The organism is Allobranchiibius huperziae, assembly GCF_013410455.1.
Taxonomy (GTDB): Bacteria; Actinomycetota; Actinomycetes; order Actinomycetales; family Dermatophilaceae; genus Allobranchiibius; species Allobranchiibius huperziae.
The window spans coordinates 573,882-591,526 of record NZ_JACCFW010000001.1; the positions used below are offsets into that span (position 1 = coordinate 573,882).

Sequence of the window (17,645 nt, forward strand, 5' to 3'; positions counted from 1 at the left end):
TGCTCCTCAATCGGCGCGGATTCGATCTGCACCGAAGTCTTCGGTGGTCGACTGGGCCGGACCTTCGTCGTCACTGTGGGCCTGCTGTGCGATGGACGGTATCTGCACGGTGAACGTCGCGCCGCCGCCCGGTGTTTCCGAGAGGTCCACCGAGCCGCGGTGAGCGGCCACGATGGCCGACACGATCGCGAGACCCAGGCCACTGCCTCCGTGCGCGCTGTTGCGTGCGGCGTCGGCCCGGAAGAAGCGCTCGAAGACCCGCTCGCGCAGGTCCGTGCCGACCCCAGGACCATGATCGCGCACCACGACGTGTGCCGCTTCCTCCCGGAGCCCCACCATGACCTCGATGTCGGTGCCCTCAGGGGTGTAGCGGACGGCGTTGGCGAGCAGATTGGTCAGCACCTGGCGCAGCCCCGCCTCGTCTCCGGAGACCATGGTGCTGCGCAGCGGCCCGCTCAGCCCGGTCATCCGCACCGTCCGGCCCGGCGCGCGGGCGCGGGTGTCCTGCACCGCGTCGGCGGCCAGCACCATCAGGTCGACCGGTGCGAAGGGGCGCGGCGGGTCGCCCGGCCCGCTGGGGTGCTCGTCGAGCCGGGTGAGGAGCAGCAGCTCATCGACCATCAGCCCGAGCCGGGTGGCCTCCTCCTCGATCCGGCGCATCGCCGAGGCGACGTCGTCGGTGCTGGTGACCGCGCCCATCCGGTAGAGCTCGGCGTAGCCGCGCACGGATGCCAGGGGGGTCCGCAGCTCGTGCGAGGCGTCGGCCACGAACCGGCGCATCCGCTCCTCGGACTCGCGCCGCGCGGCGAAGGACTCCTCGATCCGCGTCAGCATGCGGTTGAGGGACTGCGCCAGGCCGGCGACCTCGTCGCGCGTGTTCTGCACGGGGATGCGCTGGGTCAGGTCACCGGCGGCGATGGCGCGCGCGGTGTCCTGGATACGGCGCAGCGGACGTAGCGCCCGGCGTACGGCGAACCACCCGAGCACTGCGCACGCCAGTAGGGCGATCAGTCCGGCCAGCGCGACGATCGCCGCGAGGCGGTCGACGGTGTCGTGCACCCTGTCCTGGGAGAGCGCGACCGCGTACGGGATCGTGCGGCCACCCACGGTCGCGGTGCCCGCGACCACGCGCCACTGGGTGTCGGACTGCAGGGAACCGACGGTGAACGGCCGCCCGGTGCGCACGCGGGGCGACCCCGGTTGCAGCTCGGGGAAGCGCGGCCGGTCGGTGCCGCTGCGGAAGTAGTCCTCCGAGGTGGTCGGAGTCCACTGCAGCCGTACGACGTAGCCGTTGCGGGAGGCGACCGCCGGACGTACCGGTGCGGTCGACTGTGGACGCGCGACGGCTGCGGCGACCAAGTCCCTCGCGGTCACCTGCAGCTCGGTGTCCTGCTGCTGCTGCAGGAAGGAGCGCAACTGGTAGGTGGCCGCGGCGCCCGTGACGACCAGAGCCGCCATCAGCAGCGCGACCAGCAGCGCGGCGAGGCGCAGCCGCAGGGGCAGTTCGTGCAGCTCGCGCACTGCCCGCCGGGTGAGGGAGGGGTGGCCGGACGTCACGCGCCGCTCACCCGTGCCTCATTCGCGGGGTGCGCGCAGGACGTAGCCGATGCCGCGCTTGGTGTGGATCAGCGGCGCCGCGTCGATGTCGATCTTGCGACGCAGGTAGGAGATGTAGCTCTCGACGATGCCCGGCTCACCGCGGAAGTCGTAGTCCCACACGTGGTCGAGGATCTGGGCCTTGGACAGCACCCGTCCATTGTTCAGCATCAGGTAGCGCAGCAGCTTGAACTCGGTGGGGGAGACGTCGATGATCCGTCCGGCCCGGTTGACCTCGTGGGAGTCGTCGTCGAGTTCGAGGTCGGCCACCCGCAAGGCGGGGTTCTCTCGCTGCTCCACGCTCGTACGCCGCAGCACGGCGCGGATCCGTGCGACGACCTCCTCGAGGCTGAAGGGCTTGGTGACGTAGTCGTCACCGCCGACCGTGAGGCCCTTGACCTTGTCCTCCGTGGCGTCGCGCGCGGTGAGGAAGACGATCGGCATCTGCTTGCCGTGATCGCGCAGCTGGCGGGTGACGCTGAACCCGTCGAAGTCCGGCAGCATGACGTCGAGCACGGCGAGATCGACCTGTTGGGTGTTCGCGACCTGCAGCGCCTCGGCGCCGCTGGCCGCAGGAAATACCTCGAACCCGGCGAAACGCAGGCTCGTGCACAGCAACTCGCGGATGTTCAGCTCGTCCTCGGCGACGAGGAGGCGGGCTTCGGCTGTCGTCATACGCGCAGTATCAGGACCATCCCTGGACGTTACCTGAGAGTCGCTGGTGCGCGAGGTCCATGAGCGGCCGGGAAGAAATACTTAGCACAAGTAATGAGTTAACCTAAGTACATGAAGCAACAGGACCGCCGTCGCCTGGCCGTCGAGTTGCGTTCCGTCTGTATGCGGATCAGCCGTCGCGCCCGTTTCGAGAACGTCGCGACGATCGCACCCCACCAGTTCTCGGTGCTCGCGAAGCTCGACTCCGGCAGTTCCACTCCGCGCACGCTCGCGGAGCTGGAGTGCGTGAGCGCGCCGTCGATGACCCGAACGCTCACCGGGCTGGAGCAGCTCGGCGCGCTGACCCGGGAGACCGACCCCCAGGACCGCCGCCGCGTCGTCGTGACGATCACCGATGCGGGTCGCGCCATGCTGCGCGAGGGTCGCCGGTCCCGTGACGAGTGGATGTTCGAACGCATCAGGTGTCTGAGCGATGAGGAGTGTGCAGTGTTGCGCGAGGCCCAGCGGATCCTGGACGGGGTGGTCGCTCGATGAGCCCCACCTTCGCGTCACTGCGGATCCGCAACTACCGGGTGTACGCCGCGGGCGCACTGGTCTCCAACATCGGCACCTGGATGGGTCGAGTCGCCCAGGACTGGCTGGTTCTGACCCAGCTCACCCCGCATGACTCCACCGACCTCGGCATCGTCACCGCGCTGCAGTTCGCGCCCGTCGTGCTCCTCGCGCCATTCGCGGGTGCGGTCAGCGACCGGTTCCACAAGCGCAAGGTGCTCATCGCGACCCAGTCGGCGCTCGCGATCACCTCGGCCCTGCTCGCCGGGCTGGTGCTCGGGAACGTCGTACAGCTGTGGCACGTCTACGTGCTGGCGCTCCTACAGGGAGTGGCGACCGCCTTCGACAACCCGACGCGACAGGCGTTCGTCTCCGAGATGGTGCCCCGCGAGCGGCTCGCCAACGCGGTCGGTCTCAACAGCGCATCGTTCAACGCCGCGCGGCTGATCGGCCCCGGCGTCGCGGGACTGCTGATCGCAGCGGTCGGCACGGGCTACACCCTCGTCTTCAACACGGGGTCGTTCATCGCGGTGCTCGTGGCCCTCGGGCTGCTGCGCACCAGCGAGCTGCGACCCTCCCCGCGCAGCTCGGGCAAGGGCCGGATCCGCGAGGGGCTCGCCTACGTGCGGCACCGGCCGGACATCGTCCTGGTGATGGTCATGGTGTTCATGCTCGGCACCTTCGGGATGAACTTCCAGATCACCATCGCCCTGATGTCGACCTCGGAGTTCCACGAGGGCGCCACCGAATACGGCCTCCTGGGCTCGATCATGGCGATCGGCTCCCTCGCGGCGGCACTGATGGCGGCGCGCCGACCGCGTCCACGGCTGCGCATCCTGTTGGTCTCCCTGGCCGGGTTCACCGTGGCGTCCACGGCCGCCGCGCTGGCCCCGTCGTTCTGGTTCTTCGCCCTCTTCCTCATCCCCACGGGCCTGTGCGCCCTGACCGTGCTCACCACCGCGAACGCGACGGTGCAGCTCGGCGTCAGCCCGGAGATGCGCGGACGCGTGATGGCGCTCTACATGGCCATCTTCATGGGCGGCACCCCGCTCGGCTCGCCGGTGATCGGTTGGATCGGCGGAGCCTGGGGCCCGCGCTGGACCATCCTGGTCGGCAGCATCGCGACCGGTCTGACGGTGATCGGTGCGATGGTCTACCTCATGCGCAACCAACAGCTGCGGCTGCGGATCGAGCGTCAGCCCCTGCCGCACCTGCCGCTGGTGCAGGTGACGGCGCGCGAGGTCGCCCGCGAGATCATCCCCGAGCGGGTCGCCTGATGTCGCCGAGGTTCCGCCGGCTGATTGTGCTGGTGGCCCTCGCGGTCTTCGTCGGCATCGCCGTGGTCGCGGCGCTCGTGCACTGAGGCTCAGCGCGCCGCGCGTACCCGCAGCGTGCGTTCGACGTCGTCCAATCCCTCGACCACACCGCGCCGCAGCGCCGCGGGTGCCTCGTCGTGGCGGCGCAGCCAGTCCCGCGCCATGACCACCACGGGTTCGTCGTCGGCCGTCACGTCGTCGCTCGCCTGCGGCGCCGGGAACATGCCGCTGACGAAGCGGCTCGCCATGGTCTGCGACTGCTGCGCCCAGACCGTGGTGAGGACGTCGAAGTACGGCTCGGCGTACTCCCTGGTGAGGTCGCTGCTGACCGGCTGACCGAAGCCCACGATCAGGGCGCGCTGCCGGTCGTTGGTCAGCCCCGCGCCGGACGCATCCGCGAGCGAGTGCCACGCCTGCGCCTTCGCCTCGGACTCGGGAAGACTCGCCAGCGCCTGGTCGTACGACGTCTGCCCGCTCATCGTGAAGTCGCGTCGCAGGTCCTGGGCCAACAGAGTCCGCGGCCGTGCACCGGTGGCGCTCAGCGCGGTCACGAACGACCACCGCAGCTCGTGGTCGACGTTCAGCCAGGGTGGCGGCTGGTCCTCGGTCACCAGCGGCTGGATCAACGGCGCGACGTCCGGGGTGAGGGCCCCGAACCAGGCCAGCGCCCGCGCCCACACCAGTTGCACATCGCCGGTGGTCTGGGTCATCCGGCTGTGCGCAAGGCGGGCCAGGTCGGTCGCCGTCCGGCGCTGGTCGTCGCCCTGCAGGAAGTGGTGCACGGCCGAACGTGCCATGGCGAGCACGGATTGCAGAAGGAACGAACTGCCCTCGGTGATCAGCTGGCCGCGGACCGTCTCCAGGAAGCGCACCGGGCACAGCTGAGCGTCACGGGTGTGGTTCCACAGCGCCGACCAGATGAGGGCGCGGGAGACCTCCGACGGCACGGTCGACAGGAGCCGGTGGGCGGTCTCCTGCGAACCGGGGTCGAGTCGGCTGATGGCGTACGTGAAGTCCTCGTCGTTCGGCAGCACGAGGTCGGGCGAATCGCGCACGGCACGGTCGAGCCGTGCCTCGACCGAGGGGCCGTCGAGGCCCACCCGTAAGAGCTGGGTGCGCTGCAGGGCAGCATCCTTCTCCGTGTAGACGCCCACCGAGAAGACATGGGGTCGCGGGTCGACCGCGGCGCCAGCAGTCTCCGGGGTCGCCTGCCGCACGACGAGGACGTCCTCGGACCGATCCTCGCGGGCCTCGGCGCTGATCTCGCTCGGTCCGGAGGTGCGTAGCCACGCCTGCGCCCAGATGCTCAGGTCGCGTCCGCTGGCCGCGGAGAGCGGCTCCAGGAAGTCCTCGAGTTCGGTGGAACCGTAGGCATGCTGGGCGAAATAGCGGCGGACGCCGTCGTCGAACCGGTCGCGTCCGACGTACGCCTGCAACTGCTTGAGGACCGCCGCGCCCTTGGCGTAGGTGATGCCGTCGAAGTTCTGCGCCGCAGCCTCGACATCGAGGATGTCGGCGGCGATCGGGTGGGTCGTCGGCAGCTGGTCCTGGGTGTAGGCCCACTGCTTGCGCCCGATCGCGAAGGACGTCCAGCCGGAGGTGTAGCCCGTGGCCTCGACGCTCGCCTGGTAGCCCATCAGGTCCGCGAACGACTCCTTCAGCCAGAGGCCGTCCCACCAGCGCATCGTGGCCAGGTTGCCGAACCACATGTGCGCCATCTCGTGCAGGATCACCTCGGCACGGCTCGCGAGCTCCGGCAGCGTCGGCTGCCCGCGATGCACGAAGCTCTCCACGAAGGTCACCAGGCCCGGGTTCTCCATCGCGCCGATGTTGTACTCGGGAACGAAAATCTGGTCGTACTTGCCCCACGGGTAGGGGAATCCGAAGAGCTCGTCGAAGTAGCGCAGACCCTGTTTGGTGACCTGGAGGATGTCCTCGGCGTCGAGGTGGTCGGCCATCGACGCCCGGCACATGACGCCGAGCGGCACCTCGTGTCGCGTGCCGCCGGCACGGTCGACCGACCACAGATCGGTGACCAGGTGATAGGGGCCGACGGCGACGGCCGTGACGTACGACGACTGCAGCGGGGTGGGGGCGAAGCGCACGTCCGCGAGCCCGTCGTACTCCCGCCGGGACACCTCGGACTGGCCGGAGCGGATCAGCCATCGTGCATCGGCGACGACCTCGAAGGTGAATCGGCACTTCAGGTCCGGCTGCTCGAAGACCGCGAAGACCCTTCTGCTGTCGGTGGGTTCGAAGTGGGTGTAGAGGTAGGTCTCGCCGTCGGAGGGGTCGGTGAAGCGGTGCATCCCCTCGCCGGTGCGGCTGTAGAGACAGCGTGCGTGGACGACGAGCTCGTTGACCGGCGCGAGACCGGGCAGCGGCAGCCGGGCTCCGTCGTAGCCGCTGACGTCCAGGGCGGTGCCGTTGAGCGTCGCGGAGACGATCTCCTGCGCCACGATGTCGATCCAGCTGGCGTCGTCGGTCGCCGTGAACCGCACCGTGCTGCGGGACTCGAAGGTCTTCTCCGCGGGATCGGCGGCGTGCCGCAGGTCCAGGCGCACGTGGTGCTCCAGCAGGCGCACCTGCTCGGCACGCCGGGCGCACTCCTGCCTGGTGAGGTTCAGGTCGGCCACGGTCGTCAACCTCGCTCGTTCTCGGTCGCGATGCACGCGGTGCCCACGCGTGCATATCCGACCGTCTCGTAGACGGACACCGCGGACCGCGTGGCTGCCGAGAGGAAGGGCGACTGACCCTCTCGCAACGCGGTCCCGGTGAGGATGCTGGTGATCGCCGTACCGATGCCGCGGCCCCGGTGGGCGGGCAGGGTGCCGATCCCGGTCACCTCGGTGAGGTCACCCCTTGGATTGTGCATCCCACCGCCGACGGGTCGCCCGAGGGTGTCGAACGCACCCACCAGCACCAGGAGGCGGGCGCGCATGCGCAGCTTCTGCTCGCTGGATTCCGGTGGCCCCATCCGGTCGCTGTCGCGGAAGCTGGCGTCGATGGCGGCGAGCACGGCGCCGGTCTGCGGATCGTCCGCGGTCATCTCGTGCACGCGGTATCCGGTCGGCGTCTCCGTCGGCGCGAACCGCCCCAGACGCAGCAGCGCGCACTCCTGCACGCTCATCCCCGCCTCCCGTGCGGCCGGCAGCAGGGTGGGGGTGGTCTCGTGCACCCACTCCAGCGCGCGGGGCACCCCGATCGCGCGCTGGAAGTCCAGGACCCGGCGTACCTCCTCAGGGGAGACGGGTCGGGAGTAGCCGAGACGCGGCCGGGCGTAGAGGGGATGTCCGCGCGGGTTGTCCCGCACGAAGACGGTGAACGGCCCGCATTCCCTGGACACCGCTACCGCGCGGGGTGCGAGGTCGAGGTAGCGCTCGAGTGATCCGAGTTCGTCCTCGCCAGCGTGCGTGTCGATCACGGTCTCCCTTCGGCTGCGCTCAAACCTACCCATGACACATACCCCCATGGGGTATATATTCGGACGATGGAGAGCGGACCCGTCGCGCAGGTCGCGGACGCGTTGCGGATGGCCGGCCTGATGACCTGGCAGATCCTGTGGTCGCTGATCCTCGGCTTCGGCATCTCCGCGGTGGTGCAGGCACTGGTCCGGCGGGAGGCGATCATCGCCACCCTCGGCGATGACCGCCCGGCGACGCTGGCGCGCGCCACCGGCTTCGGGATCGCGAGCTCGTCCTGTTCGTACGCCGCCGTCGCGCTCGCCCGCTCGCTCTTCCGCAAGGGTGCGAGCTTCACCGCGGCGATGGTCTTCGAGATCGCCAGCACCAACCTGGTGGTGGAGCTCGGGGTGATCCTCGCGCTGCTGCTCGGATGGCAGTTCACCCTGGCCGAGTTCGTCGGCGGCCCGCTGATGATCCTCGTGGTCGCCGTGTGCTTCCGGCTCTTCCTGCACTCACGGGTGGTGCAGGCGGCGAGGGAGCAGGCCGATCGCGGCGCCGCGGGCTCGATGGAGGGACACGCGGCCATGGACATGACGGTCGGCGGCGAAGGCTCCTTCGCCGGACGGCTGCTCTCGCCGGCAGGCGCCACGAGCATCAGTCACATCTTCGTGATGGAGTGGCTGGCGGTCCTGCGCGACATCGTGATCGGGCTGCTCATCGCGGGCGCGGTGGCCGCGTGGGTGCCCGACAGCTTCTGGGGGCACCTGTTCCTGGCCGGCCACGGCGGCTGGTCCAAGGTGTGGGGGCCGCTGATCGGCCCGGTCATCGCGGTGGCCAGCTTCGTGTGCTCGATCGGCAACGTCCCGCTGGCGGCGGTGCTGTGGAACGGCGGCATCAGCTTCGGCGGCGTGGTGTCGTTCATGTTCGCCGATCTGCTGATCGTGCCGATCCTGCTCATCTACCGCAAGTACTACGGCACCCGCATGACCCTCGTCATCGCCGGCGTCTTCTACCTGGCGATGGTCGTCGCCGGGTACGTCGTGGAGGTGGTCTTCGGCGTCCTGCACCTGGTCCCCGCGGCCGGGCACGCCTTCACCGGCAACGGCGCGATCAGCTGGAACTACACGACCTGGCTCAACCTGGTCTTCCTCGTGGTGGCGGCCGGGCTCGTCCTGCGGTTCGTGCGCACCGGCGGGGTGGGGATGCTGGCCTACATGAACGGCGACCCGGTCGACGAACCGGCCCACGCCCACCACCACTGAAGGCGCCTCCGTAGATCCCCACCCTGACGGTGTTTGCGTTCGTTGACGGTGTTCGAACGCCGTCAACGAACGTGAACGCCGTCAGCGTGCCGACGGGAGCGTCAGGCGATCCGCTGCACGACGTACTCGATGCACGCGGTCAGCGCGCTGACGTCGTCCGGATCGACCGAGGGGTACATGCCGATCCGCAGCTGGTTGCGCTTCAGCGCGCGGTAGGGCTCGGTGTCGACCACGCCGTTCTCGCGCAGGGTCCTGGCGAGCAGGGCCGCGTCGATCGCGTCATCGAAGTCGACGGTCGCCACCACGCGCGAGCGGGCGGCCGGGTCGGCGACGAACGCGCTCGCGTACGACGTGTGCTCGACCCAGTCGTAGAGCCGCCGGCTGCTCTCGGCGCTGCGCGCGACGGCGAAGTCGAGACCGCCGCCTGCCTGCAGCCACCGCAGCTGGCTGACCATGAGGGCCAGCGTCGCCACGGCAGGGGTGTTGTAGGTCTGGTCAAGGCGTGAGTTGTCCACTGCCGTCTGCAGATTCAGACTGGGTGGAATCCATCGGTCACTCGAGGAGATCGTGGCCGTGCGCTCCAGTGCGGCCGGGGACATCGCCGCCAACCACAGGCCGCCGTCGGAGGCGAACGACTTCTGCGGCGCGAAGTAGTAGACGTCCGCCTCGCGCAGGTCGACCGGCAGGCCGCCCGCGCCGGAGGTGGCGTCGACCAGCATCAGCGCGCCGGCATCGGCGCCGGTGACGCGGCGTACCGGCTGCATCGCGCCCGTCGACGTCTCGTTCTGGGCGTAGGCGTAGGTGTCCGCGCCGGGGACCGCGCTCAGCGGATCGACCTCGCCGGGCACCGAACGGGTGACCACCGGTTCGGCCAGGAAGGGCGCTGCCGCCACCGCGGCCGCGAACTTCGAGCTGAACTCCCCGCACACGCCGTGCACGGACCGCTCCCTGATCAGCGAGAACGTCGCGACGTCCCAGAAGAGCGTGGAACCGCCGTTGCCCAGCACGATCTCGTAGTCCTCCGGGGCGCCGAGGAAGTCGTGCAGCGAGGAGCGGACCTCGCGCACCAGGGCGCGCACCGGTTCCTGTCGGTGGGAGGTGCCGAGGACGTCGGTGCCGAGGTCGCGCAGGAGGTCCAGCTGCTCGGGGCGCACCTTGCTCGGTCCGGAACCGAACCGACCGTCGGCCGGCCGCAGTTCGCGTGGGATGACGATGCTCACGGCCGAAAGTGTGCCAGCGCCTACGCTGGCTCGATGAGTGAGATCACCCGGTGGGACTACGACGGGCGCGGCCTCGAGGAGGGCGAGGTGCCGGACGCGCCCTGGCCGGTCATCGAGGAGTGGGTGCGACAAGCCCGCGAGGCCGCGGCGGACGACACCCAGCCCGGGGTGCACGAGCCGGACGCGATCAGCGTCGCCACCGTGGACGCTTCGGGCGCCCCCACGGTCCGCACGGTGCTCATGCGATACCTCACCCCCGCGGGACCTGGTTTCTACACCAACCTGGAGTCGCGCAAGGGCACCGATCTGGCGGCCGATCCACGGATCGCCGCCACCCTGACCTGGCCCGCGCTCTACCACGCGATCCGCTTCACCGGCCGCGCCGAGCAGTTGCCGCGCGACATCGTCGCCGAGTACTTCGACTCTCGTCCGTGGGGCTCGCGCATCAGCGCGTGGGCCTCGGACCAGAGCCGCCCGGTCGCGGACCGCGCCTCACTGGAGGCTGCCGAGCAGCGGTACGCCGAGCGCTATCCCGACCACGGCCGCGCCGGCGACGTGCCGGTGCCGCCCTTCTGGGGCGGCTACGTGGTCCACGTCGACGAGGTGGAGTTCTGGGTAGGTCAGGCGAGCCGGCTGCACGACCGGGTGCGCTTCACGCGTACCGGCGAGGGTGCCCTGGACGACCCGTCGGTCTGGACCCGGGAGCGCCTGCAGCCCTGACGTGCTCGATCCGCTCGACCCGCTCGACCTGTCGAGTGGCGTAGAAGCCGCTCGAGTGCACCCGGTGGGAGTGCGCCACTCGAACCATAGGTATGCCACTCGGGAGTGGGCGTGAAACAGCCCGCGGGGTCCGACCTGGTGGCCGGTGCGCGATGGACGGGTCGCGCCCCCACGGGCTGCGGTGGTGCGTGGTCTTCACCAACGCCGTCCGTTGAAGAGTCGGTCACCGAATGGGAGGCCGACCAACGGCTGCGCTAGTGCGCAACCACCTCACGCGTCCTAGATGAATGCACTCTCGGACCACCTCCTCTCTCGTGTACCCAGCACGGTAGACACGCCGGCAGGTGGCCCGCAACGGGGTTTCGCGAGGCGGTGGGGAAGGAAGAGGGCGACCGCCATACAGGGGGAGATGGCGGCCGCCCGAGCCGGGCTTCGCAGCCCGCTCGCCCCGGACCGGAGTCCGAGACCTTCGCGTGACAGCGGACGAGGGGACGTCCGTGCTGCCACGCCCAGTGGAACGACCGTCCGGCCCGGATGATTCCCGAACGGGCGCTGCGTGGTCACTGTGCGCCGACGGGTGCCGACACCGGTCCGGGATGGGAAGATCGACCCTGTGACCGACTTGATCGACACCACCGAGATGTACCTGCGCACCATCTTCGATCTGGAGGAGGAGGGCATCGTCCCGCTGCGCGCCCGGATCGCCGAGCGTCTCGGCCACTCCGGGCCGACGGTGTCCCAGACCGTCGCCAGGATGGAACGCGACGGCCTGCTCACCCTCGCGGGCGACCGCCACCTGGAGTTCACCGAGCACGGCCGCACCCTGGCCACTCGCGTCATGCGCAAGCACCGGCTGGCCGAACGGCTGCTGGTCGACGTGATCGGGCTGGAGCTGGAGTACGTGCACGACGAGGCCTGCCGCTGGGAACACGTGATGAGCGAGCGGGTCGAGCGCAAGATCCTCACGATGCTGAAGGACCACACCCTCTCCCCCTACGGCAACCCGATCCCCGGTCTCGCCGAACTGGGGGAGACCGGGACCATCGAGAAGTTCCGGGACGGCGTCGCCTCCCTCACCGAGGTGGTCTCCGCCGAGCCGTCCCTGCTCGTCGTACGCCGCATCGGCGAACCCGCGCAGGCCGATCACGCCACTTTGGAGGTGCTGACCGCCGCCGGCATCTCACCCGGCGCCGTCGTGCGCGCACGCCTGGAGGACGGGCGGGTGCTGGCCCGGGTCGAGGACGGGCCGGAGGGCGTCTCGCTTCCCCCTGAGATCGCCTCCCACGTCTTCGTGCAGCTGCCCTCCACGGCGGCCCTCGCCGCGGGAGCCGTAGCCGTCTCCTGACGTCGTGCGCCGCCGTCCGGCCGGCCGTCCACAGGTCCCGTGACCCGATTGTGATGTCGGTGTGCAGTCCATGTATCGTCGGCGGCGGTTCTCAGCCTGAGGACCCCCGAGCGGCACCGCCGAGTCCTGCCAAGCAGCCCGGGAATGCAACGATCCGCAAGGCAGGAGCGGGGGACCCACCTTCGGCCGTTCGCAGTATCGGGACGGCCTCGGGGCTAAGTCACGGGCAGTCATCGGGGAACGGACTGCCACGGACCGGGTAACACCTCCACCCGAGCCCGACAGCTCACCTCGTAGGCGCCGAGAGGTTTTCATCCGTGTCTGTCATGCAGCCCCGGGGGCGTCATCGCGCCCCGAGCAAGTTGTCCACGTCCTTCAACACCACCGCACGCGTGTCCGCCGCGGTAGCTGTCGGCGGCGGCCTCGTGGCCTCCGCCGTGTTCTCCCAGTCCGCGCAGGCCGCTGACACGAAGCACCAGGGCCCGGCCTCCGCCGCGGCTCCCGCCCAGGCGTCGATGACGCTGGTGCAGAACACCGCTCGTACGTCCGCGCCGCACGTCGCCGCGGCGGTCGACGCCCACACCCGGCTCGTCGCCGTCCACGCGGACACCTACGTCGCGCCCGTCGTGGAGAAGGCGGCTCCGGCTCCGGTGCGCCACGTGGTCGCCCCGGTGCGCCACGTCGTGCGTCAGCCCGCGCCGAAGCACACGACGCCGGTCCGGTCGGGCAACGGCGGTGGCAGCACCGTCTCGGCGCCCTCGTCCGCCAGCGGCGTCGTCGCGATCGCGGAGCGCTACATCGGTGTTCCCTACGTCTACGGCGGCACCACCCCCAGCGGGTTCGACTGCTCCGGGTTCACCAGCTACGTCTACGCCCAGCTCGGCATCAACCTGCCGCGCACCGCGGCGGCCCAGCAGGCGTCGGCGACTCCCGTGAGCACCCCCCAGCCGGGCGACCTGGTGTTCTTCGGCAGCCCCGCCTACCACGTCGGCATCTACCTGGGTAACGGCATGATGATCGCCGCGCCCAAGCCCGGTGACCACGTGAAGATCGAGGCCGTCTACGGCACCCCCTCGGGGTACGGCCGCCCCTGAGCGTCCACGTCATGACGATGCCCCCTCACCGATGGTGAGGGGGCATCGTCATGTCGTGCAGAGGTTCGGTCAGTCGCGCGCGGCGGGGCCGTCGCCCGGCCGCTTCTCGTCCTCCTGCTGCGAGAAGCTCTTGTCCTCCCCGGTCGCGGCGCCGCTGCCGCCGCTCGCCTCGGAGTCCGCGACGAGCCCCGTGTCGCCTGCCTCGCCCTCGTCGGGGCTGAGCTGCTGGGCGGGTTCCTGGGGGTTCGGGTCGTTCGCGTCATCGCTCATTCGGCCAGTATGTCCGCACCGGGCCCACCTAGGCTGACGCTCGTGCCCTCCACCCCACCCGCACCCGGCGCCGCCTCGCATGTGCTGAGCGGTCGACGTCCGGTCGAGATCGTCGACATCGGCGCCAACCCCATCGACGGGGAGCCGCCGTACGCGCCGCTGTTGGAGCAGGGAGTCGCCCGGGTGACCGGGTTCGAGCCGCAGGAGTCCGCGTATGCCGAACTCACGACGAGAGAGGACGGGGCGCACCGCTACCTGCCGTACGCGGTGGGGGACGGGGCCGAGCACACCCTGCGACTCTGCGTCGAGAGCGGCTTCGCCAGCATGCTCGAACCGGACCGTGCCCAGCTGGGACTGTTGACCGACTTCCCGCGGATGGCGTCGGTGACCGACCGCATTCCGATGGCCACCCGACGCCTGGACGACATCACCGAGATCGAGCAGCTGGACTACCTCAAGATCGACATCCAGGGCGGTGAGCTCGACGTCTTCCGGCACGGCCGGCGGCTGCTCGCCAGGGCCGTCGCCGTGCAGACCGAGGTGGGGTTCACCCGGTTGTACGAGGACCAGCCCACCTTCGCCGACCTCGATCTGGAGCTGCGGGCGCACGGCTTCGTGCCGCACCTGTTCGTCAACACCAAGACCTGGCCGCTCGCGCCGCTGCAGTGGGCCGACCCGCTGCAGGAACAGGCTCGGCACCTGGTGGAGGCCGATGTCCTCTACGTGCGCGACCTGGCGCGCCTCGACGTGCTGAGCGAGGACCAACTGCATCACCTGGGGCTGATCTGCGACCTGGCGTACGCGTCGTACGGCGTGACGCTGCTCTGCATCGCGGAGCTGGTCCGCCGAGGTGTCCTGGACCCGGACAGTGCCCGGATCTTCCGGGACCAGGTGGCGGTCCGTGCGCAACCGACGCCGTCGCGCTGATCAGACCCGGCTGCACGACCCGACGACCACCCGGCTGAGGGTCGCGGCGGGCGGGCTCGCGGCGACGATTCAGTGCTGGGTCGTGCCCTCCCGCCCGGGTGGCGGCGGGTAGATGTCGGTGTGCTGGGCGGTCGCGATGCTGACGTCCTCGGCCTGCACGTTGGTCAGTTGCACGACACGGGTCGGCAGGATCGAGCGTAGAGCCAGTCCGTGGCCACCCGCACCTTGGCGGCCGCGCTGGGGAGCGCGAAGAGGTGATAGCCGCGCGCCGTGACCTTCGCGATCGGGCCGGTGAGGGGCACACCGAGCGCCTTGGCCACACCCTGTGTTCCGCCCAGATCAGCCACGAGGCCGAGGTCACGGTGCCGGTACGGGCGGGACTGCCCGACGCCGAGGCTGGCGGCGACGTTCCGGGCGGCGGTGTGGCCCTGGCGTTGGGCATGCTGCGCCGTCGGGGCGGTGACCGGGCGGCTCCCGTCGGCCAGGGCGCCCTGGGTCAGGTCGGGCACCGCGGCCGAGTCGCCGAGCGCCCAGACGTGCGTGTGCCCGGGGACGCTCAGGTCGTCGTTCACCACGAGTCGGCCCTTCGTGGTCGGGAGGCCCAGAGTGGCGATCAACGGGCTGGGGGCCACGCCCGCGCTCCACACCAGCGTGCGGGTGCTGATGACGTCGCCGTCGGTGAGCGTGACCGAGGTGGCGGTGGCCGACACCACGCTGACGGTGAGCCTGACCTCGACGCCGCGGTGGTGCAGCACCTTCATCGCCTCCGCGCCGAGGCGAGGGCCCAGCTCCGGCAGGACGTGGGGTGCCAGGTCGATGAGCAACCATCGGACGTCGTCGGGTCCGAAACTGCTCCACCGGTCGGCGATGCCGTACATCCAGTTCTGCATCTTTGCGACAAATTCCGTCCCGGTGTAACCGGCGCCCACCGCAACGACGGTGAGCAGTTCCTGGCGCTGCTGCCGGCCGGCAGGGGTGTCGGGGAGGGCATCCGCCAGGTCCAGCTGACCCAGGACGTGATTGCGCAGGAACGTCGCCTCTTCCAAGGTCTTCAGTCCGCGGGCGTGTTCGGCGACGCCGGGGATGTCGAACTCGCGCGTCACGGATCCGGGGGTCAGCACCAGACGATCCCAGCGCTGCTGCTCCGGCTTCCCGTCGCGCCCCAGGACCGTGAGCGTGCGCGAGGCGAAGTCGACGTCCGTGACGTGCCCGAAGACCGGCGTGGTGCGCCGCAGGGTCTGGCGCAGGGACACGGCGATGTCCCGCGGGTCGAGGACGCCCGTCGCGACCTCGGGCAACAGCGGGCTGTAGAGCAGGTAGTCCGACGGTGCCACGAGCACCAGGCTCGCCTGCTCGGGGGACAGGGTGCGCTCCAGTCGGCGCAACGTGTGGAATCCGGCGAAGCCCGCGCCCACGACCACGACTCTGGGCGCGCTGTCGGGCGTGTCCTGTGCACCTTCGCGTCGTCGTCGCGCGCGCATGCGGCTCCCGGAGGTCTCGATCCGCCTCGGTTCGGCGCAGCCGCCGGTGCGGTCGGCGACGATGCCCGAGACGGGCGTCTGGACCGATGATCCTCGCAACGGACGTCGTCCACCAGGGGTCAGTCCGTGGTGACGCCGTCCTCCGCGCCGCGGCGGCGTCCGGGTCGACGGGCGACAGGCGGCACGATCCGCTGCCCCGTCTGGACCCAGGTGCGTGGAGCCCACTCCAGTCCGGGCCGCACGTTCCACGCCGCCGTCGCCTGCTCGGGATGTTCCAGGTCGAGCTGGCGCACGATCTGGTCGATGGCGGCCAGCATGGATCCCTGCATCATCCAGGAGTCGGTGTCGGTCATGGGATCGATCATCACGAGCTCGGTGTGCCGGGCCCGGGTCTCCAGCACGACCTCGCGGATCCGGTCGAGCGCCTGCTCGGCCTCGTCCACCCGATCGGCGGCCACGAGGTCCCCGAACTCGTGCACGCCGGAGGCCAGGGAGTCCAGCAGCACCGAGAAGACCACCCGCAGGTTCGGGTCCCACGCGTCCGCGCCATCCGCGCCGTCCGAGGCGAAGGCCCTGCGCTCGGCCAGGACGGCGAGGGCGCGTTCGGCGGCGCAGCAGCGGTCCAGTCGCTGCAGCGCGACCCGCAGCTCAGGATGGATGCGCAACGCGACCAGCGCGCGCGGGTTGAGTTTGCGGCTCTCCTCCAGGGCCTCGACGGCGGTGGCGGCTTCGGCCAGCTCCCGGCCGATCGCCTCGGCGGAACCGATCCAGGACTGCGCCTCCTCCACCCCTGGCGCCCGGGATGACAGGGTGCGCGCGATCTGGCCGAGCAGGGCGGCCTGTGAGCGGGCCACTCCGCGTACGGCGTCCCGGGCCCGGGTGTTGGGGATCGCGACGGGCACCAGCACGCTGAAGGCGACCCCGACGACGGTGCCGATCAGGGTGTTGCCGATCCGGATCTCCGCGGCGAGCCCGGGTGAGCTCACGGCCAGGATCAGCATCGCGCTGATCGGCGTCTCGAGGGACTGCGCACCCAGCCGCAACATCTTGGCCAGCACCAGGGAGGCACTGATGACGGCCGCGAGAGACCACCACGACAGTCCGAAGTAGTTGGAGAACGCCGTGGCGACCAGCACCCCCGTGAGGACGGCTCCGACGCGGACCATCGCCATCCGCAGCGTGCCGACGGTGGAGGCCTGCACGACGAGCAGTGCCGTGAGGGGCGCGGTCAGGTCGACCACGTGCGTGAAGAGGAGCGTCGAGCCCAGGTACGCCAGCACCGCCGCCCCGGTGAGGCGGCCGATCTGTGCGGCGGCGGGCTGCACACGGCGTGATGCCTCGGACCAGGTCGAGGGGAAGGTCGGCCAGGCTCGCCGGAAACCCCGCATGAGCGGACGCGGCACGCGCAACGTGTCCCGACGCATCGACCACCGCCTCTCCTTCAGTCCAGCCTGGCACGCGGTGGCCGCGGACGGCCGCGCTGCACCGGCCACGCTCCCACGGCCCGGCGCCGCGCACCGGGGTCCGGGCGACACCACGATGCGGCTCGACATGTGCCGAGAGGCCTCCGGCTACGCGACGCCGCCGCTCTTCGATGTGACATCTGCGATGGAAGGGCGATGATGCTGAGAAGTCTTCCTCCTCATCGCGCGCGGCGGGGCTCTGGGCAAGAGCGGGCGATCCAACGGTCCGTCCAGAGGTGCCGCCACTGATCTGAGCGCCCTCTAGTTGAGCCAAAAAGCGTTTCTCCGCAATAGGTTTCGTGCAATTAATGCTGTCGGAG

General features: G+C 70.3%; 15 protein-coding genes and 1 riboswitch. Of the genes, 7 read left to right on the forward strand and 8 right to left on the reverse strand.

From position 1 onward, the window contains the following. Positions 1-6: 6 nt before the first annotated feature. Together HNR15_RS02765 and HNR15_RS02770 are read right to left on the reverse strand one after the other, a co-directional pair. Positions 7-1,557 (reverse strand): sensor histidine kinase, encoded by a 1,551-nt coding sequence (locus tag HNR15_RS02765; protein ID WP_343048390.1) that lies wholly within the window; start codon positions 1,555-1,557, stop codon positions 7-9. A gap of 18 nt (positions 1,558-1,575) precedes the next feature. Next, positions 1,576-2,271 (reverse strand): response regulator transcription factor, encoded by a 696-nt coding sequence (locus HNR15_RS02770; protein WP_179478948.1) that lies wholly within the window; start codon positions 2,269-2,271, stop codon positions 1,576-1,578. A 111-nt stretch (positions 2,272-2,382) separates the two neighbouring features. Here HNR15_RS02770 and HNR15_RS02775 point away from each other — a divergent pair, with 111 nt between their 5' ends. Together HNR15_RS02775 and HNR15_RS02780 are read left to right on the forward strand one after the other, a co-directional pair. Next, positions 2,383-2,805 (forward strand): MarR family winged helix-turn-helix transcriptional regulator, encoded by a 423-nt coding sequence (locus HNR15_RS02775; RefSeq protein ID WP_179478949.1) that lies wholly within the window; start codon positions 2,383-2,385, stop codon positions 2,803-2,805. Beyond that, entirely contained in the window at positions 2,802-4,100 is a 1,299-nt protein-coding gene (locus HNR15_RS02780) for an MFS transporter (RefSeq protein ID WP_179478950.1), read from the forward strand. The genes HNR15_RS02775 and HNR15_RS02780 overlap by 4 nt, the downstream gene beginning before the upstream one ends. 89 nt (positions 4,101-4,189) lie before the next feature. Here the strand turns inward: HNR15_RS02780 and pepN are convergent, their stop codons facing one another. Together pepN and HNR15_RS18745 are read right to left on the reverse strand one after the other, a co-directional pair. Further along, positions 4,190-6,775 carry an aminopeptidase N gene (pepN, locus tag HNR15_RS02785; protein WP_179478951.1) on the reverse strand — a complete coding sequence of 862 codons (2,586 nt, stop codon included), beginning with the start codon at positions 6,773-6,775 and terminating at the stop codon, positions 4,190-4,192. A gap of 5 nt (positions 6,776-6,780) precedes the next feature. Continuing rightward, positions 6,781-7,563 carry a GNAT family N-acetyltransferase gene (locus HNR15_RS18745; protein ID WP_179478952.1) on the reverse strand — a complete coding sequence of 261 codons (783 nt, stop codon included), beginning with the start codon at positions 7,561-7,563 and terminating at the stop codon, positions 6,781-6,783. A gap of 66 nt (positions 7,564-7,629) precedes the next feature. On the opposite strand from HNR15_RS18745, the gene HNR15_RS02795 reads away from it, so the two are divergent. Next, positions 7,630-8,805 (forward strand): permease, encoded by a 1,176-nt coding sequence (locus HNR15_RS02795; RefSeq protein WP_179478954.1) that lies wholly within the window; start codon positions 7,630-7,632, stop codon positions 8,803-8,805. 101 nt (positions 8,806-8,906) lie between these two features. On the opposite strand, the gene serC is transcribed toward HNR15_RS02795, so the two are convergent. After that, positions 8,907-10,019: a phosphoserine transaminase gene (gene serC, locus HNR15_RS02800; RefSeq protein WP_425484557.1), complete on the reverse strand. Its 1,113-nt coding sequence runs from the start codon at positions 10,017-10,019 to the stop codon at positions 8,907-8,909. Between the two features lie 39 nt (positions 10,020-10,058). Here serC and pdxH point away from each other — a divergent pair, with 39 nt between their 5' ends. The 3 genes from pdxH (at position 10,059) to HNR15_RS02815 (ending at position 13,184) form a co-directional block, all read left to right on the forward strand. Then, positions 10,059-10,745 carry a pyridoxamine 5'-phosphate oxidase gene (gene pdxH, locus HNR15_RS02805; protein WP_179478958.1) on the forward strand — a complete coding sequence of 229 codons (687 nt, stop codon included), beginning with the start codon at positions 10,059-10,061 and terminating at the stop codon, positions 10,743-10,745. 613 nt (positions 10,746-11,358) lie between these two features. Then, positions 11,359-12,090, forward strand: a complete 732-nt coding sequence (locus tag HNR15_RS02810) for an iron-dependent transcriptional repressor DtxR (protein ID WP_179478960.1) — start codon at positions 11,359-11,361, stop codon at positions 12,088-12,090. Positions 12,091-12,232: 142 nt separating this feature from the next. Then, positions 12,233-12,402, forward strand: a riboswitch (cyclic di-AMP (ydaO/yuaA leader). 14 nt (positions 12,403-12,416) lie between these two features. After that, positions 12,417-13,184: a C40 family peptidase gene (locus tag HNR15_RS02815; RefSeq protein ID WP_179483556.1), complete on the forward strand. Its 768-nt coding sequence runs from the start codon at positions 12,417-12,419 to the stop codon at positions 13,182-13,184. A 69-nt stretch (positions 13,185-13,253) separates the two neighbouring features. Here the strand turns inward: HNR15_RS02815 and HNR15_RS02820 are convergent, their stop codons facing one another. Further along, the gene (locus HNR15_RS02820; protein WP_179478962.1) at positions 13,254-13,454 is read right to left on the reverse strand and encodes a hypothetical protein; all 201 of its coding nucleotides are present in this window, start codon (positions 13,452-13,454) and stop codon (positions 13,254-13,256) included. Between the two features lie 42 nt (positions 13,455-13,496). On the opposite strand from HNR15_RS02820, the gene HNR15_RS02825 reads away from it, so the two are divergent. Further along, positions 13,497-14,381: an FkbM family methyltransferase gene (locus HNR15_RS02825; protein ID WP_343048392.1), complete on the forward strand. Its 885-nt coding sequence runs from the start codon at positions 13,497-13,499 to the stop codon at positions 14,379-14,381. 164 nt (positions 14,382-14,545) lie between these two features. On the opposite strand, the gene HNR15_RS02830 is transcribed toward HNR15_RS02825, so the two are convergent. After that, a complete protein-coding gene (locus HNR15_RS02830) occupies positions 14,546-15,796 on the reverse strand; it encodes an FAD-dependent oxidoreductase (RefSeq protein ID WP_218883520.1) in 1,251 nt (416 codons plus the stop codon). Positions 15,797-15,981: 185 nt separating this feature from the next. Beyond that, positions 15,982-17,286 (reverse strand): FUSC family protein, encoded by a 1,305-nt coding sequence (locus HNR15_RS02835; protein ID WP_179478966.1) that lies wholly within the window; start codon positions 17,284-17,286, stop codon positions 15,982-15,984. Positions 17,287-17,645: the final 359 nt, after the last annotated feature.

Bases quoted from the DNA above. Each gene is read 5' to 3' on its own strand.
- HNR15_RS02770 (WP_179478948.1), bottom strand. From the start codon at position 2,271: ATGACGACAGCCGAAGCCCGCCTCCTCGTCGCCGAGGACGAGCTGAAC.
- HNR15_RS02775 (WP_179478949.1), top strand. From the start codon at position 2,383: ATGAAGCAACAGGACCGCCGTCGCCTGGCCGTCGAGTTGCGTTCCGTC.
- HNR15_RS02780 (WP_179478950.1), top strand. From the start codon at position 2,802: ATGAGCCCCACCTTCGCGTCACTGCGGATCCGCAACTACCGGGTGTAC.
- HNR15_RS02795 (WP_179478954.1), top strand. From the start codon at position 7,630: ATGGAGAGCGGACCCGTCGCGCAGGTCGCGGACGCGTTGCGGATGGCC.
- pdxH (WP_179478958.1), top strand. From the start codon at position 10,059: ATGAGTGAGATCACCCGGTGGGACTACGACGGGCGCGGCCTCGAGGAG.
- HNR15_RS02815 (WP_179483556.1), top strand. From the start codon at position 12,417: ATGCAGCCCCGGGGGCGTCATCGCGCCCCGAGCAAGTTGTCCACGTCC.
- HNR15_RS02820 (WP_179478962.1), bottom strand. From the start codon at position 13,454: ATGAGCGATGACGCGAACGACCCGAACCCCCAGGAACCCGCCCAGCAG.
- HNR15_RS02835 (WP_179478966.1), bottom strand. From the start codon at position 17,286: ATGCGTCGGGACACGTTGCGCGTGCCGCGTCCGCTCATGCGGGGTTTC.